This is a genomic window from Marichromatium bheemlicum (genome assembly GCF_012276755.1).
GTDB classification, from domain to species: domain Bacteria; phylum Pseudomonadota; class Gammaproteobacteria; order Chromatiales; family Chromatiaceae; genus Marichromatium; species Marichromatium bheemlicum.
This window is the reverse complement of sequence record NZ_JAAXKX010000002.1, coordinates 114864-129732: the sequence shown is the minus strand read 5'-3', so window position 1 is coordinate 129732 and position 14869 is coordinate 114864. Positions and strand designations below refer to the sequence as shown.

The 14869-nt window shown below is 63.8% G+C and carries 15 protein-coding genes, 1 tRNA gene, 1 other RNA gene and 1 pseudogene; 16 read left to right on the top strand and 2 right to left on the bottom strand.

Going from position 1 to position 14869, the window contains the following annotated elements; all coding sequences use genetic code 11:
• Positions 1-44: 44 nt before the first annotated feature.
• Positions 45-230: pseudogene (locus HF203_RS02175) on the top strand (IS3 family transposase); the annotation flags it as partial.
• 160 nt (positions 231-390) lie between these two features.
• Here the strand turns inward: HF203_RS02175 and ssrA are convergent.
• Together ssrA and smpB are read right to left on the bottom strand one after the other, a co-directional pair.
• Positions 391-747: a transfer-messenger RNA gene (gene ssrA / locus HF203_RS02170) on the bottom strand.
• A 70-nt stretch (positions 748-817) separates the two neighbouring features.
• Positions 818-1297: an SsrA-binding protein SmpB gene (gene smpB / locus HF203_RS02165; RefSeq protein ID WP_168666152.1), complete on the bottom strand. Its 480-nt coding sequence runs from the start codon at positions 1295-1297 to the stop codon at positions 818-820.
• A 148-nt stretch (positions 1298-1445) separates the two neighbouring features.
• Between smpB and tpiA the strand changes: the two genes are divergently transcribed.
• The 15 genes from tpiA (at position 1446) to nuoL (ending at position 14847) form a co-directional block, all read left to right on the top strand.
• Positions 1446-2210: a triose-phosphate isomerase gene (gene tpiA, locus HF203_RS02160; RefSeq protein WP_168666150.1), complete on the top strand. Its 765-nt coding sequence runs from the start codon at positions 1446-1448 to the stop codon at positions 2208-2210.
• Positions 2211-2230: 20 nt separating this feature from the next.
• Positions 2231-2719: a preprotein translocase subunit SecG gene (gene secG, locus HF203_RS02155; RefSeq protein WP_168666148.1), complete on the top strand. Its 489-nt coding sequence runs from the start codon at positions 2231-2233 to the stop codon at positions 2717-2719.
• Between the two features lie 8 nt (positions 2720-2727).
• Positions 2728-2812: transfer RNA gene (locus HF203_RS02150), tRNA-Leu, on the top strand.
• A gap of 176 nt (positions 2813-2988) precedes the next feature.
• Positions 2989-3345 (top strand): NADH-quinone oxidoreductase subunit A, encoded by a 357-nt coding sequence (locus HF203_RS02145; protein ID WP_168666146.1) that lies wholly within the window; start codon positions 2989-2991, stop codon positions 3343-3345.
• Complete coding sequence (locus HF203_RS02140; protein WP_168666144.1) at positions 3336-3812, top strand: NuoB/complex I 20 kDa subunit family protein; 477 nt, start codon at positions 3336-3338, stop codon at positions 3810-3812. The genes HF203_RS02145 and HF203_RS02140 overlap by 10 nt, the downstream gene beginning before the upstream one ends.
• Before the next feature lie 17 nt (positions 3813-3829).
• Positions 3830-4540 (top strand): NADH-quinone oxidoreductase subunit C, encoded by a 711-nt coding sequence (locus tag HF203_RS02135; RefSeq protein WP_168666143.1) that lies wholly within the window; start codon positions 3830-3832, stop codon positions 4538-4540.
• The gene (locus tag HF203_RS02130; protein ID WP_168666141.1) at positions 4533-5792 is read left to right on the top strand and encodes an NADH-quinone oxidoreductase subunit D; all 1260 of its coding nucleotides are present in this window, start codon (positions 4533-4535) and stop codon (positions 5790-5792) included. The genes HF203_RS02135 and HF203_RS02130 overlap by 8 nt, the downstream gene beginning before the upstream one ends.
• Positions 5792-6319 (top strand): NADH-quinone oxidoreductase subunit NuoE family protein, encoded by a 528-nt coding sequence (locus HF203_RS02125; RefSeq protein ID WP_168666139.1) that lies wholly within the window; start codon positions 5792-5794, stop codon positions 6317-6319. The genes HF203_RS02130 and HF203_RS02125 overlap by 1 nt, the downstream gene beginning before the upstream one ends.
• 3 nt (positions 6320-6322) lie before the next feature.
• The gene (gene nuoF / locus HF203_RS02120; RefSeq protein WP_210424590.1) at positions 6323-7606 is read left to right on the top strand and encodes an NADH-quinone oxidoreductase subunit NuoF; all 1284 of its coding nucleotides are present in this window, start codon (positions 6323-6325) and stop codon (positions 7604-7606) included.
• Between the two features lie 180 nt (positions 7607-7786).
• Entirely contained in the window at positions 7787-10174 is a 2388-nt protein-coding gene (nuoG, locus tag HF203_RS02115; protein ID WP_168666137.1) for an NADH-quinone oxidoreductase subunit NuoG, read from the top strand.
• A 13-nt stretch (positions 10175-10187) separates the two neighbouring features.
• A complete protein-coding gene (gene nuoH / locus HF203_RS02110) occupies positions 10188-11222 on the top strand; it encodes an NADH-quinone oxidoreductase subunit NuoH (protein WP_168666135.1) in 1035 nt (344 codons plus the stop codon).
• 16 nt (positions 11223-11238) lie between these two features.
• Positions 11239-11730 (top strand): NADH-quinone oxidoreductase subunit NuoI, encoded by a 492-nt coding sequence (nuoI, locus tag HF203_RS02105; RefSeq protein ID WP_168666133.1) that lies wholly within the window; start codon positions 11239-11241, stop codon positions 11728-11730.
• 47 nt (positions 11731-11777) lie between these two features.
• Positions 11778-12440, top strand: a complete 663-nt coding sequence (locus HF203_RS02100; protein ID WP_168666131.1) for an NADH-quinone oxidoreductase subunit J — start codon at positions 11778-11780, stop codon at positions 12438-12440.
• On the top strand, positions 12437-12742 hold the full coding sequence (nuoK, locus tag HF203_RS02095) for an NADH-quinone oxidoreductase subunit NuoK (RefSeq protein WP_168666129.1): 306 nt from the start codon (positions 12437-12439) through the stop codon (positions 12740-12742). Before HF203_RS02100 ends, nuoK begins: the two co-directional genes overlap by 4 nt.
• A gap of 98 nt (positions 12743-12840) precedes the next feature.
• The gene (nuoL, locus tag HF203_RS02090) at positions 12841-14847 is read left to right on the top strand and encodes an NADH-quinone oxidoreductase subunit L (protein ID WP_168666127.1); all 2007 of its coding nucleotides are present in this window, start codon (positions 12841-12843) and stop codon (positions 14845-14847) included.
• The last annotated feature ends 22 nt before the right edge of the window (positions 14848-14869 follow it).

The window sequence follows — 14869 nt, the reverse complement described above, 5'->3', positions numbered from 1 at the left end:
TCCGTCCGTTGGGGAGCCGTCGCTCAGGCTAACGACAGTGGGGCGTGGTTGGCAACTGCTGGGACAACGCCCCGACCGAGAGCTGGTTCAACAGCTTCAAGCACAAGCGCATCTTCGTCGAGCGTTTCCCGACCCGCGAGGCGATGCGCGCAACGGCCTTCGAGTACATCGAGGTCTTCTTCAACCGCAAGCGACTGCACTCGACACTCGGCTATCGCTCACCCGTCGAGTTCATACAACAGTTGGGAGGCAAGGTAGCGCCGCGACCAGACGGCCGCATGAGACCAACCCCGTGGGGGTCGAAAAAACAGGGGAATCTCACTCGTGAACGATGCGATCCCCGCGCAACAAAAAAGGCCAACCATGACTGGTTGGCCTTTGCTGCTTGCTTGGTGGAGGCGGCGGGAATCGAACCCGCGTCCGCAAGCCCTCTGCCCTCGGTCCTACATGCTTAGCCCACTCTATTGTTTTTAGCCTTCTGCCGCCCGAAGGGCAGGGCGATCAGTCGGCGATTCCGTTAGGTTTTAGTGGCTCAGGTCCGGACTCCCGTCACCACGATCCTGTGTGAGGTTACCCCTGGAATCCGCCGCCCACAGGCAAGTGACGGTCAGAGGCCCGCTGGGATTAAGCAGCGAGAGCGTAGTTGTCGTCGTTGGCAACTATAAGTTTGCGGAGGGTTTTACGAGGTCAACCGCACCTCGGCATGCACCTTAGGTTTCGCGACCCACGTCGAAGCCAGTCGCCCCCAGGTAATCGGATCGACACTATAGAAGAGCCGGGGTTCCTCGGCAAGGGGCGTGATCCCGCCGGGCAGGGTTCAGTTGCTCTTGAACAGTCGTTCCTTCTCGCGTTGCCAGTCACGATCCTTCTCGCTGGTGCGCTTGTCGTGTTGCTTCTTGCCCTTGCCGAGGCCGATCTCGAGCTTGGCGCGACCGCGCTTCCAGTACATGGCCGTGGGCACCAGGGTGAAGCCGGCGCGCTCGGTCTGGCCGATCAGGCGGTTGAGCTCGTGGCGCTTGAGCAGCAGTTTGCGTGAACGCGTGGGGTCGGGGTTGACGTGGGTGGAGGCGGTCTGCAGCGGCGAGATGTGGGCGCCGATCAGGTAGCCCTCGCCGTGGAGGATCTTGACGTAGCTCTCCTTGAGCTGGATGCGCCCGGCACGCAGGCTCTTGACCTCCCAGCCCTCGAGTACGAGGCCCGCCTCGAAGCGTTGCTCGATGAAGTAGTCATGGCTCGCCTTCTTGTTGAGCGCGATGGTCGAGCCGCCGTCGGTCTTGTTCTTCTTTCCTTTAGCCATGTCGCGAGTGTAATCGATAGTCGAGGTGGGGCGGAACGGAAGGCGAGCGCCTGTCCAGCCCCCATGATACGCATATCCGCGGCCTTTGGCTTGCAAGGGATAGGCTAAGCGGGTAGATTACCCGGCTCGATCAGACGGAGTCTTTGCCATGCGAGCGCCACTGATTGCAGGGAACTGGAAGATGAACGGCAGCAAGCGCGATGCGCGCGCGTTGCTCGGCGGTGTCGCCGCAGGTGCCGCCTCGCTCCAGGGAGCTGAGGTCGCGGTCTGTCCCCCTTTCCCTTATCTGGCGCTCGGTGAAGCCGAACTCGCCGACAGCGTTGTATGTCTCGGCGCTCAAGATGTCAGTACCGAGTCCGCCGGTGCCTACACCGGTGAGGTTGCGGCAGCGATGCTGGCTGAATTCGGCTGTCGCTACGTGATCTGCGGACACTCCGAGCGCCGTGACTATCACGCCGAGTCAGACACCTTGATTGCGCGCAAGTTGCAGGCCGTGATCGCCAATGGGATGCGTCCTATCCTGTGCGTGGGCGAGACCCTCGAGCAGCGTGAGCGTGGCGAGACCGAGGCGGTCATCGGTGCACAGCTCGATGGTGTCCTCGGGGTCGTTGGTATCGAGACCTTCGCTGATCTCGAACTCGCCTATGAGCCGGTCTGGGCGATCGGTACCGGCAAGACCGCAACCCCAGCGCAGGCGCAGCAGGTCCACGCCTTCGTGCGAGCGAAGCTTGGCGTATCGGATCGGCGTATTGCGCAAGGCGTACGGATTCTCTACGGTGGCAGCATGAAGCCCGGCAATGCCGCCGAGCTGCTGGCGCAGCCGGATATCGACGGCGGGCTGATCGGCGGCGCGTCGTTGGACGTTGATGATTTTCTCGCGATCTGCCGGGCCGCAGAGGCGGCGGCAGGTTAGCCCAGGGTAACGAGTCAGGCATGCAAACCATTTTGACAATTGTCCAGGTCTTCCTGTCGCTGGGTCTGATAGGCTTAGTGCTCATTCAGCACGGCAAAGGTGCCGACGCTGGAGCCGCTTTTGGAAGCGGTGCATCGCAGACTGTCTTTGGTTCACAGGGGTCAGGTTCTTTTCTGACACGTGCGACCGCGATCATTGCGACACTGTTCTTCCTGACCAGTATGGCGCTGGCCTATTTCGCGACCCAGGTCGGTGAGCCCGAAGGCTTCATGGAAGATATGGACGAGGCTGTGTTGATCGAGGCTGCGCCGGAAACTCTGGTGCCGTCCGACGTGCCCTCGATCCCTGGTGTGGAGGCGGACAATACCGCAACGCCGGGTGCTTCCGACATCCCTGCAGTGCCGGCCGCAGAAATTTCTGTTGACAGCGACGAAAATTCTGCTAGTATGGCCGGACCAGCTGACGGGGAGCAGGCAGATCCATCTGCTGAAGCCGAAAGCAGCGAATAAAATTTATTGCCGACGTGGTGAAATTGGTAGACACGCTATCTTGAGGGGGTAGTGGCGAAAGCCGTGCCAGTTCGAGTCTGGCCGTCGGCACCAAACAGCAAACGGCATACCAGTTCACTGGTATGCCGTTTTTTTATGCTGGAACAGAAACTCCAAACTATTGATATTATTAATAATTTGGATTTAGCGGCGAGTTGACACTATTGTTGACGCTGCACTAGACTGAATCTTCCGGCTTTATAAGCAAACTATGAATCACGGGGGTCAAGGTGCTCGAGAACTATTTGCCCATCCTGATCTTTATCCTCGTGGGGATCCTGGTGGGTGTCGGATCGCTCGGGCTCGGATATCTGTTGGGGCCACGCCGGCCGGACCAGGAGAAGGATTCCCCCTACGAGTGTGGCTTCGAGGCCTTCGAGAACGCACGTCTGAAGTTCGACGTTCGTTACTATCTGGTCGCAATCCTCTTTATCCTGTTCGATCTGGAGATCGCCTTCCTCTTTCCCTGGGCGGTTGTGTTGGATGACCTCGGGGTGTTCGCCTTCTGGTCGATGGTGATCTTCCTCGGCATCCTCGTGGTCGGCTTCATCTACGAGTGGAAGAAGGGCGCACTGGAATGGGAATAGAAGGGGTTCTTGAAGAAGGCATCGTCACCACGACGGCCGATAAGCTGATCAACTGGGCGCGTACCGGTTCGATGTGGCCGATGAGCTTCGGCCTGGCCTGTTGCGCGATCGAGATGATGCACGCCGGCGCCGCTCGCTACGACCTCGACCGCTTCGGCATCATCTTCCGCCCGAGCCCGCGTCAGTCCGACGTGATGATCGTCGCCGGCACCCTGGTCAACAAGATGGCCCCGGCCCTGCGCAAGGTCTACGACCAGATGGCCGAGCCGCGCTGGGTGATCTCCATGGGCTCCTGTGCCAATGGCGGCGGTTATTATCACTACGCTTACTCCGTCGTGCGCGGATGCGACCGCATCGTGCCGGTGGACGTCTATGTGCCCGGTTGTCCGCCGACCGCCGAGGCGCTGCTCTACGGCATTCTGCAGCTGCAGAACAAGATCCGCCGAACGAATACCATCGCCCGCTGAAGCAGTCTCCATAATCCATGTCTACAGAGCACCTGACCCGCAACGCCAGGCTGGATGCGCTCGCCGCCACCCTTCGCGAGCAGCTCGCCGAATACGACTGCGAGCTGCTGGAGCAGTTTGGTGAGCTGACCCTGGTGGTACCCGCCGAGCACCTGCTCGACGTGTGTCTGACCCTACGTGACCACGAGGCGCTGCAATTCGAGCAGTTGATCGACGTCTGCGGCGTCGACTACGCCGCCTATGGCCAGTCTGAGTGGGAGACCGAGACGGCCTCTTTCACCGGGTTCGGTCGCGGTGTCGATCGCGACCCGAAACTCACCCTCGACGACCCCAAGCGCTTCGCGGTCGCCTACCACCTGTTATCGTTGGCCTACAATCGGCGCCTGCGGGTGCGGGCCTATGCCGGTGGCGCTGAACCAATGGTCGATTCCGTGGTCGATATCTGGCCGTCGGCCAACTGGTTCGAGCGCGAGGCCTTCGATCTCTACGGCATCCTCTTTCGCGGCCATCCCGATCTGCGCCGCATCCTCACTGATTACGGTTTTGTCGGGCACCCCTTCCGCAAGGATTTCCCGCTCATCGGTCAGGTGGAGATGCGCTACGACGCCGAGTTGGCGCGCGTGGTCTACGAGCCAGTCTCCATCGAACCGCGGGTGTTGGTGCCTCGGGTGATCCGTGGTGATGCGCCCGCCGGGCCCGACCTCAGTCAGGAGACAGGTGATGCCTGAGATTCGCAACTACACCATCAACTTCGGTCCCCAGCACCCCTCGGCTCACGGTGTATTGCGTCTGGTGCTCGAACTCGATGGTGAGGTCATCCAGCGTGCCGATCCGCACGTCGGTCTACTCCATCGCGCCACCGAGAAGCTCGCCGAGAGCAAGCCCTATAACCAGAGCATCGGTTACATGGACCGGCTCGATTATGTCTCGATGATGTGCAACGAGCACGGTTATGTGCGCGCCATCGAGCAGCTGCTCGGTATCGAGGCGCCGGAGCGGGCGCAGTACATCCGCACCATGTACGACGAGATCACGCGCATCCTCAACCATTTGATGTGGCTGGCCGCGCACGCGCTCGACATCGGTGCGATGAGCGTGTTCCTCTATTGCTTCCGTGAGCGCGAGGACCTGTTCGACTGTTACGAGGCGGTCAGCGGTGCGCGCATGCACGCAGCCTATTACCGTCCGGGCGGCGTCAATCGCGACCTTCCCGAGCGCATGCCGCAGTACGACAAGGCCGGCAGCAAGTGGCACGGCGCCAAGGAGATGACACGGCGCAACGCCAACCGCCAGGGCTCGTTGCTCGACTTCCTCGAGGACTTCACCGAGCGCTTCCCCAAGCACATCGATGAGTACGAGACCCTGCTCACCGATAACCGCATCTGGAAGCAGCGCACCGTCGGCATCGGTGTGGTCTCGCCCGAACGCGCCAAGGCGCTTGGCTTCACCGGGCCGATGTTGCGTGGCTCGGGAATCGCTTGGGACCTGCGCAAGAGGCAGCCCTACGCGGCCTACGACAAGATCGACTTCGACATCCCAGTGGGGGTCAACGGCGATTGCTACGACCGCTATCTGGTCCGCGTCGAGGAGATGCGCCAGTCCAATCGCATCATCCGTCAGTGCATCGACTGGTTGCGTGCCAACCCGGGTCCGGTGCGCATTGATGATGCCAAGGTGATCGCGCCGTCGCGCGAGCGCATGAAGGAGGACATGGAAGCGCTGATCCATCACTTCAAACTCTTCAGCGAGGGCTATTGCACGCCGCCTGGCGAGGTCTATGCCGCGGTCGAGGCGCCTAAGGGCGAGTTCGGTTGCTACATCGTCTCCGACGGAGCCAACAAGCCCTATCGGCTGAAGGTCCGTGCCCCCGGCTTCCCCCATCTGGCCGCCATCGACGAGATGGCGCGTGGTCACATGATTGCCGACGTGGTAGCCATCATCGGGACGCTGGATATCGTCTTCGGGGAGATCGATCGCTGATGAGTTTTCGTACCACACCGCTCACTGTCGCCCACGATCGCGACAAGTCGACCCTGTTCACTGCAGAGCTGCGTGAGGCGATCGACGCCTTGCTGACCCGCTACCCCGAGGACTGGCAGCAGTCGGCGGTGATGCCCGCCCTGACCCTGCTGCAGGACGCCAACGGGGGCTGGCTCACCCGCGCGCTGATGGACGATCTGGCGGTCTATCTCGACATGCCCGAGGTCGCCGTCTACGAGGTTGCCACCTTCTACGGCATGTACGACCTCGAGCCACAGGGCCGGCACAAGGTCTGTGTCTGTAACAGCGTCTCCTGCATGCTGCGTGGCTCCGAGGAATTGATCGAGCACGTCGGAGAGAAGTACGGGGTACGTCCGGGCGAGACCAGCGACGATGGTCGCTTCACCCTCAAGGAGGTGGAGTGTCTCGGCGCCTGTCGTCATGCCCCGGCGGTGTTGGTCGACAAGACCTACCACGAGAACCTCTCGCCGGAGGCGCTCGACGAACTCATCGATGGGCTGGAGTGAGACATGGTCGAGAACCAGAACACCGTATGCTTTCGCACCATGCACCTCGACGCCGCGACCCGCCACGGCCTCGAGGCCTATCGCAGCGTCGGCGGCTATGCCCAGTGGGAGCGTATTCTCCGCGAGCAGCCCGACCCCAATGACCTGATCGAGGAGGTCAAGCGCGCCAACCTGCGTGGGCGGGGTGGGGCGGGGTTCCCAACCGGCTTGAAGTGGAGCTTTATGCCGCGGACCGCGCCGGGGCAGAAGTACATCGTCTGTAACTCCGACGAGGGCGAGCCCGGGACCTGCAAGGATCGCGACATCCTTCGCTTCAATCCGCACCAAGTGATCGAGGGCATGGCCATCGCCGGTTACTGCATCGGTGCCACCGTCGGTTACAACTATATCCGCGGTGAGTTCTACGAGCCGATCGCGCGCTTCGAGGAGGCGCTGCGCGAGGCCTATGAGGCGGGGCTGCTGGGGCGCGATCTGCTCGGCTCCGGGGTCGACTTCGACATCCATGTCCACTGTGGGGCCGGTGCCTATATCTGTGGCGAGGAGACTGCGCTGCTCGAGTCGATCGAGGGCAAGAAGGGCCAGCCGCGCTACAAGCCGCCGTTCCCCGCCCAGCAGGGCCTCTATGGCTGTCCGACCACCATCAACAACACCGAGTCCTTGGCCTCAGTGCCGGTGATCCTGGAGCGTGGCGGGCAGTGGTTCCTCGAGCAGGGGCGGCCCAACAATGGTGGCCCCAAGCTGTTCTCGGTCAGTGGCCATGTCAATCGCCCGAATAACTTCGAGGTCCCGCTCGGCACCCCCTTTCGCGACCTCCTCAAGATGGCCGGCGGGGTGCTCGATGACCGCCCGCTCAAGGCGGTGATCCCCGGTGGCTCCTCGGTGCCAGTGGTGCCGGGTGAGATCATGATGCAGACCGACATGGATTACGACTCCATCGCTAAGGCCGGCTCCATGCTCGGTTCGGGCGCGGTGATCGTGATCGCCGAGGGCACCTGCATGGTGCGTGTGCTGCATAACCTCTCGCACTTCTACATGCACGAGTCCTGTGGTCAGTGCACCCCGTGTCGCGAGGGCACCGGCTGGTTGGCGCGGGTGCTCAAACGCATCCTCGACGGGCAGGGACGTGCTGAGGACCTGGAGCTGCTCGAGAGTGTGGCCGGGCGTATCGGTGGGCGCACCATCTGCGCCCTCGGCGACGCCGCGGCGATGCCGGTGCAGAGCTTCCTCAAGCACTACCGGCACGAGTTCGCATACCTGATCGAACACGGCCGCAGCATGGTTGCCTGACGGCTGTGCCCTTCGATCCTTCCTCTGCCGGCCGGTGGCACGCGCCACCGGCGGCCATGATTCCATGAGCAGACGGTGTCCGCCGCGGCGGACACCCTGGCGCCCCGTAGCGAGTGCACCTCGGGCGTCTCAATGCGGCCCCTCGGGGGTCGCGTCACTGGTGCCGATCGAGAGACCTTAATGACGGACAAGATCACCATCGAGATCGACGGCCGTGCCTGTGAGGCAGCGCCGGGGGAGATGATCATCGCGGTCGCCGACCGTGAAGGCATTACCATTCCCCGCTTCTGCTACCACAAGAAGCTGTCCATTGCGGCGAACTGTCGGATGTGTCTGGTCGAGGCCGAGGCCGGCGGTCGCCCCTTCCCCAAGCCGGTGCCGGCCTGTGCGACCCCGGTCAGTGACGGGATGAAGGTGCAGACGCGCTCACCCAAGGCCATCGACGCCCAGGAGGGCACGATGGAGTTCCTGCTGATCAACCATCCGCTCGACTGCCCGATCTGCGACCAGGGCGGTGAGTGTGAACTGCAGGACGTGGCCATGGGCTACGGCGGTGACGTGTCGCGCTACAGCGAGCGCAAGCGGGTGGTCGAGGACGAGGACCTCGGCCCGCTGATCGCCACCGAGATGACCCGCTGCATCCACTGCACCCGCTGCGTGCGCTTCGGCGCCGAGATCGCCGGGGTGCGTGAGTTGGGCGCCACCGGTCGCGGTGAGGCGATGCGTATCGGTACCTTCGCCGCTGCGGCCGTCGGGCACGAACTCTCGGGTAACGTCATCGACCTCTGTCCGGTCGGTGCCCTGACCTCCAAGCCCTATCGTTTCCAGGCCCGCGCCTGGGAGCTGACCGGTCGCGATAGCATCTCCCCGCACGACGGGGTCGGCGCCAACCTGCGCCTGCACGTGCGTCGCAACCAGGTGCTGCGGGTCCACCCCAACGACAACGAGGCGGTCAACGAGACTTGGCTCGCCGACCGCGATCGCTTCAGCTACGAGGGCCTGCACGCCGCCGATCGCCTCACCCAGCCGATGATCAAGCGCAATGGCGCCTGGCAGGCAGTGGCCTGGGGCGAGGCGATGACCCTGGTCGCCGAGCGGCTCAAGACCACCGAGGCGGCAACATGCGGCTGGTGGCTCGCGCCCAACGCCACCCTCGAAGAGCTTTATCTGGCACAACGGGTGGCGCGTGGTCTCGGGTGTCGCGATATCGACAGCCGGCTGCGTCAGCAGGACTTCCGCGACGATACGGCAGCGCCGCTGCGCCCCTGGCTCGGTTGTACCATTGCCGAACTCGAGACCCGGCGTGCGATCCTGGTGGTCGGCAGCGACCTGCGTCAGGAACAGCCGCTGCTCGCCCATCGTATTCGCAAGGCCGCGCTCGCCGGCGCCGGGGTCGGTTGCGTCAACCCGCTCGAACTCGAACTCCATCATGGAGCTACCCAGCTGGTGGTCGATCCGGCGGCCTTGCCCGCGGCGCTGGCGGCGATCGCCAAGGCGCTCGACTGTGCTCCAGAGGGCGCGGGCGCGGCGCTGATCGCCGCCGCCGAGCCCGATGATCGACATCGTGCGCTCGCCGAGCTGCTGCGCGCCGGTGAGGCCGAGCAGGGTGGTCTGGTCGCGCTCGGCGCGCTCGCCGTCGCCCACCCCGATTACGCACTGATCCGCGCTCTGGCCGAGACCATCGCCACGGCCAGCGGTTGTGCGCTCGGTTGGCTGCCGCCGGCGGCCAACAGCGTCGGGGCGTACCTCGCCGGGGCACTGCCCCAGGTCGGTGCCGGCGGCGTTGCGCTAGAACAGCCCGGGCGTGCGCTCGACGCGATGCTCGCCGAGGCGCCGCGGACCTTGGTGCTGTGGGGGGTCGAGCCCGAGCGAGATCTGATCGATCCGACGCGGGCGATGGCCGTCTGTGAGCAGGCCGAGTTCGTCGTCGCCTGCTCGGCCTTCCGCTCGCCGGCGCTGGAGACGGTCGCCGACGTGTTGCTGCCGATCGGCGCCTTTGCCGAGACCGCTGGGACCTTCGTCAACGCCAGCGGTACCTGGCAGTCGTTCCAGGGCGCGGTAGCGCCCCCGGGCGAGGCGCGTCCCGGCTGGAAGGTGCTGCGGGTGCTTGGCAATCTGCTCGATCAGCGTGGCTTCGACTACACCAGCGCTGCCGAGGTGCGCACCGAGCTCGCCGAGCAATGCGGCGAGATCACCCACGATAACGCCGCCCGGGCCGCGCTCGAGGCGCTTGAGCCGCGTCTCGCCGAGGGGGGGCTGGTGCGGGTCGGTGGGGTGCCGATCTATGCGCTCGATGCTCTGGTGCGTCGCGCCCCGGCGCTGCAGCGTACGACCATGCCGCGTGCGACCCTCGCGCTCTATCTGCATCCACAACAGGCCGAGGTGCTGGGGCTGGAGGAGGGCGCTGAGGCGACCCTGACCCAAGGCGGGCAGACGCTCACCGGTGAGGTCAGGCTCGATGCCCGACTCGCACTGGGGTGTGCCTGGGTGCCGGCAGCGGTCGCGGGTAGCGAACGGCTCGGTGCCCAGATCGGCCCGATCGAGATCGCCGGCGGCGGCCTCCAGTGAGGATGATGCGACTATGATCGAACTGTGGAATAGCCTCCCGGTGGTGATGCAGATCCTGCTCAAGATCACCGCCATCCTGGTGCCGCTGCTGTTGCTGGTGGCCTATTACACCTATGCCGAGCGTAAGGTCATCGGTTACATCCAGATCCGTATCGGCCCCAACCGGGTCGGTTGGCGGGGGTGGTTGCAACCGATCGCCGATGCCTTGAAGCTGTTGTTCAAGGAGGTGGTGATTCCCTCCAAGGCGGATAAGGCGCTCTATCTGATGGCCCCGGTGATCACCATCGGTCCGGCGATGGCCGCCTGGGCGGTGATCCCCTTTGATGCCGGGCTGGTGCTCTCGGACATCAACGCCGGGCTGCTCTATGTGCTGGCGCTGACCTCGCTCGGGGTCTACGGCATCATCATCGCCGGCTGGGCCTCCAACTCCAAGTACGCGTTGCTCGGTGCGATGCGCTCGGCGGCACAGATCGTCGCCTACGAGATCGCCATGGGCTTTGCCCTGGTCGGGGTGCTGGTGGCCGCCGGGAGTCTCAACCTCGGCGCCATCGTCGAGGCCCAGGCCGGGAGTGTGTTCACCTGGTTCTGGTTGCCGCTGCTGCCGCTGTTCGGGGTCTATTTGATTTCCGGTGTGGCTGAGACCAACCGTGCCCCCTTCGATGTCGCCGAGGGCGAATCGGAGATCGTCGCCGGTTTCCACGTCGAGTACTCGGGGATGGCCTTCGCGGTCTTCTTCCTCGCCGAGTACGCCAACATGATCCTGATCTCGGCGCTGAACGCGTTGCTGTTCATGGGTGGCTGGCTGTCGCCGTTGCCGCAGTCCTGGGTCGCCGGAGTGCCGCTGCTCGACGATGGCTTCCATTGGTTCGCGTTGAAGACCGGCTTCTTCATGTTCCTGTTCCTGTGGTTGCGCGCGACCTTCCCGCGCTATCGCTACGACCAGATCATGCGCCTGGGCTGGAAGGTGTTCATCCCGATCACGATCGTGTGGATCCTGGTCGTGGCGCTGGCGGTGGTCTATCGGCTGCCGCCGTGGTGGTCGGCGTGATTGCGGAGGAGGCGAGATGCTGAAACACGCGCAAAAGTATGTGCAGAGCCTGCTCCTGGTCGAGCTGTTCCGGGGGCTGCGGGTTACCGGTGGCTATCTGTTCAAACGCAAGTTCACGGTCCAGTACCCGGAGGAGCGTGCGCCGCTCTCGCCGCGGTTCCGTGGCCTGCATGCGTTGCGTCGTTATCCCAACGGTGAGGAGCGTTGCATCGCTTGTAAGCTGTGCGAGGCCGTCTGCCCGGCGCTGGCCATCACCATCGAGGCCGAACCGCGCGAGGACGGCTCGCGGCGTACCACGCGTTATGACATCGATCTGTTCAAGTGCATCTACTGTGGTTTCTGCGAGGAGTCCTGCCCGGTCGATTCGATCGTCGAGACCGGGATCTACGAGTACCACTTCGAGAACCGCGGTGAGCACATCATGACCAAGGACAAGTTGCTGGCGATCGGCGACAAGTACGAGGCCGAGATCGCCGCGGCGCGGGCGGCCGATGCGCCCTATCGATGAACGGGATCACGCGCCGTCTCGCGCATCCAGAAGACTAGGGATCAACCATGGGCTTTGAAAAGTTTCTGTTCTACGTCTTCGCCGCCATCACCGTGCTGGCGGCGGGGATGGTGGTGACGCGGCGTAATCCGGTGCACGCGGTGCTCTATCTGGTACTCGCCTTCTTCTCCAGTGCCGCGCTCTGGCTGTTGCTCGAGGCCGAGTTCCTCGGTCTGGTGCTGGTGCTGGTCTATGTCGGCGCGGTGATGGTGTTGTTCCTGTTCGTGTTGATGATGCTCGACATCGATCTGGCGACGCTGCGTGCCGGCTTCATCCGCTATCTGCCACTCGGAGTGGTGATCGCGGTGGTGATGGCCGTGCAGATCCTGCTGGTGGTCGGGCCGGGTAACTTCGGCGCCGAGCAGTTCCCGACGCCGGCTGCGGCAGCGGCCGATGTCTCCAATATCGAAGAGGTCGGGTTGCTGCTCTATACCGATTATGTCTATCCCTTCGAGCTGGCCGCGGTGATCCTGCTGGTAGGCATCATCGCCGCCATCCGCTTGACTCTGCGCCGGCGACCCGGCACCAAGTACCTCGATCCCACGCAGCAGATCCAGGTGCGCAAGGGGCCGGATCGAGTGCGGTTGGTCTCGCAGGTTTCCACGGCCGGGCTGCGCGAGGAGCAGGGCGCGCGGGATGTTGCACAATCGCAAGAGGATGGGTCCGCATGATCGCGCTCTCCGACTATCTGATCCTTGGTGGTCTGTTGTTCTCGATCTCGGTGGCCGGGATCTTCCTGAACCGCAAGAACCTGATCCTGCTGCTGATGTGCATCGAGCTGATGCTATTGGCGGTGAACATGAACTTCGTGGCCTTCTCGCACTTCCTCGGCGACGTCACGGGGCAGGTGTTCGTCTTCTTCATCCTCACCGTCGCCGCCGCCGAGGCGGCGATCGGACTGGCGATCCTGGTGGTGCTGTTCCGCCGCCGGCGGTCGATCAACGTGCAGGATCTCGACGTCCTGAAAGGGTAGGGCGCACGCCGGTGCCGAGGCGCCGGCGGTCCCTGGGAATCGTCGTTGCGGGCGCCACCCGTGGATACGGCAATTAGAGCGAAAGAGCAGAAATCAAGATGGAAAACGTCTACCTGACCATCGTGCTCGCGCCCCTGGTCGGCGCCATCGTCGCCGGCTTCTTCGGCGGCAGGATCGGCCGCGTGGGCGCGCACTCGGTGACCATCGCCGGCGTGGGCCTCTCCACACTCCTGTCGTTGTGGGTGCTGGGACGCTTCATCTGGGCGGATGAGCCGGTGTTCGACGGCGCCGTCTACACCTGGCTGGTCTCCGACGGCATGCGCTTCGAGGTCGGCTTCCTGGTCGACAAGCTCACCGCGATGATGATGGCCACGGTGACCTTCGTCTCGCTGATGGTGCATATCTACACCATCGGTTATATGGCCGACGACGCGCACAACTGGCCCGAGGGTGCGCTCACCGGGCGCAACAGCTATCAGCGCTTCTTCAGCTACATCTCGCTGTTCACCTTCTCGATGCTGATGCTGGTGATGGCCAACAACTTCATGCAGCTGTTCTTCGGGTGGGAGGCCGTGGGTCTGGTCTCTTATCTGCTGATCGGCTTCTGGTCGACCCGCGACAGCGCTACCTTCGCTGGTCTCAAGGCCTTCCTGGTCAACCGCGTCGGTGACTTCGGCTTTCTCCTCGGCATCGCCGCGGTGGCGATGTACTTCGGCACCCTCGATTACGCCGAGGTGTTCGCCGCCGCCCCGGGGCTGGCCGGTACCGAGGTGGCGCTGTTCGGCGGCGTCTCGCTGATGACCCTGGTCTGTGTGCTGCTGTTCATCGGCGCCATGGGTAAGTCGGCGCAGGTACCGTTCCATGTCTGGCTGCCCGACTCGATGGAGGGCCCGACCCCGATCTCGGCGCTGATCCACGCCGCCACCATGGTCACTGCCGGTATCTTCATGGTCGCGCGGATGTCGCCGCTCTACGAGCTCTCCGAGGTGGCGTTAAGCTTCGTGCTGATCGTCGGTGCCACCACCGCCTTCTTCATGGGGCTCGTCGGTCTGGTGCAGAACGACATCAAACGGGTGGTCGCCTACTCGACACTCTCCCAGCTCGGCTACATGGTCACCGCACTCGGTGCCTCGGCCTATGCCGCCGGCGTCTTCCATCTGATGACCCACGCCTTCTTCAAGGCGCTGCTGTTTCTCGCCGCCGGCTCGGTGATTATTGCGGTGCACCACAACCAAGACATCCGTCAGATGGGCGGGATCCGTAAGTACATGCCGATCACCTGGCTCACTGCGCTGATCGGCTCGCTGGCGCTGATCGGCTTCCCCGGCTTCTCCGGCTTCTTCTCCAAGGACGCGATCATCGCCGCGGTCAACCAGACCGAACTCTTCGGCGGCGGTTATGCGGCCCTGCTGCTCACCCTCGGCGTGCTGGTGACCGCGCTCTACAGCTTCCGCATGTACTTCCTGGTGTTCCACGGCAAGCCGCGGATGGATGATCACACCCGCGAGCACCTGCACGAGACCCCCAAGGTGGTGACCATCCCGCTGGTGATGCTGGCCATCCCCTCGGTGTTCATCGGCTGGTTCGCGATCGAGCCGATGCTGATCAACGACTGGTTCGCCTCGGGTGACTGGAGCCCGATCATGGTCGCCCCCGAGCACGACACCCTGGCGCACCTGCGTGAACACTGGCACGGTCAGGGCGCCTTCGTGATGCACGCCCTCGGCACCCCGACGCTGATGCTCGCGCTCGGTGGTCTGGTGTTCGCCGCGCTGGTGTGGTGGGCGATTGCCGCGCGCAAGCCCGACATCGACGCCAAGCTGCTCGCCCTCGGCGGACCGCTGACCCGGCTGCTGCAGAACAAGTACGGTTTCGACGACTTCAACCAGCGCTTCCTCGCCGGTGGTGCGCGGTTGCTCGGCCAGACCTTCTGGAACCGTGGCGACCAGACACTGATCGACGATGGCATGGTCAACGGCTCGGCGCGCAGCGTCGGTCGCATGGCCGGCGTGCTGCGCTTGTTGCAGACCGGTTATCTCTACCATTACGCCATCGCGATGATCGTCGGTCTGGTCGGCCTGATGACGATCTTCGTGACCCTCTGACGCGCACAGGGAGACGCCCCGC

What these genes read in the sequence shown, in the direction of transcription:
- smpB (WP_168666152.1), bottom strand. Translation starts at nt 1,297, where the DNA reads ATGGCTAAAGGAAAGAAGAACAAGACCGACGGCGGCTCGACCATCGCG.
- tpiA (WP_168666150.1), top strand. Translation starts at nt 1,446, where the DNA reads ATGCGAGCGCCACTGATTGCAGGGAACTGGAAGATGAACGGCAGCAAG.
- secG (WP_168666148.1), top strand. Translation starts at nt 2,231, where the DNA reads ATGCAAACCATTTTGACAATTGTCCAGGTCTTCCTGTCGCTGGGTCTG.
- HF203_RS02140 (WP_168666144.1), top strand. Translation starts at nt 3,336, where the DNA reads ATGGGAATAGAAGGGGTTCTTGAAGAAGGCATCGTCACCACGACGGCC.
- HF203_RS02135 (WP_168666143.1), top strand. Translation starts at nt 3,830, where the DNA reads ATGTCTACAGAGCACCTGACCCGCAACGCCAGGCTGGATGCGCTCGCC.
- HF203_RS02130 (WP_168666141.1), top strand. Translation starts at nt 4,533, where the DNA reads ATGCCTGAGATTCGCAACTACACCATCAACTTCGGTCCCCAGCACCCC.
- HF203_RS02125 (WP_168666139.1), top strand. Translation starts at nt 5,792, where the DNA reads ATGAGTTTTCGTACCACACCGCTCACTGTCGCCCACGATCGCGACAAG.
- nuoF (WP_210424590.1), top strand. Translation starts at nt 6,323, where the DNA reads ATGGTCGAGAACCAGAACACCGTATGCTTTCGCACCATGCACCTCGAC.
- nuoG (WP_168666137.1), top strand. Translation starts at nt 7,787, where the DNA reads ATGACGGACAAGATCACCATCGAGATCGACGGCCGTGCCTGTGAGGCA.
- nuoH (WP_168666135.1), top strand. Translation starts at nt 10,188, where the DNA reads ATGATCGAACTGTGGAATAGCCTCCCGGTGGTGATGCAGATCCTGCTC.
- nuoI (WP_168666133.1), top strand. Translation starts at nt 11,239, where the DNA reads ATGCTGAAACACGCGCAAAAGTATGTGCAGAGCCTGCTCCTGGTCGAG.
- HF203_RS02100 (WP_168666131.1), top strand. Translation starts at nt 11,778, where the DNA reads ATGGGCTTTGAAAAGTTTCTGTTCTACGTCTTCGCCGCCATCACCGTG.
- nuoK (WP_168666129.1), top strand. Translation starts at nt 12,437, where the DNA reads ATGATCGCGCTCTCCGACTATCTGATCCTTGGTGGTCTGTTGTTCTCG.
- nuoL (WP_168666127.1), top strand. Translation starts at nt 12,841, where the DNA reads ATGGAAAACGTCTACCTGACCATCGTGCTCGCGCCCCTGGTCGGCGCC.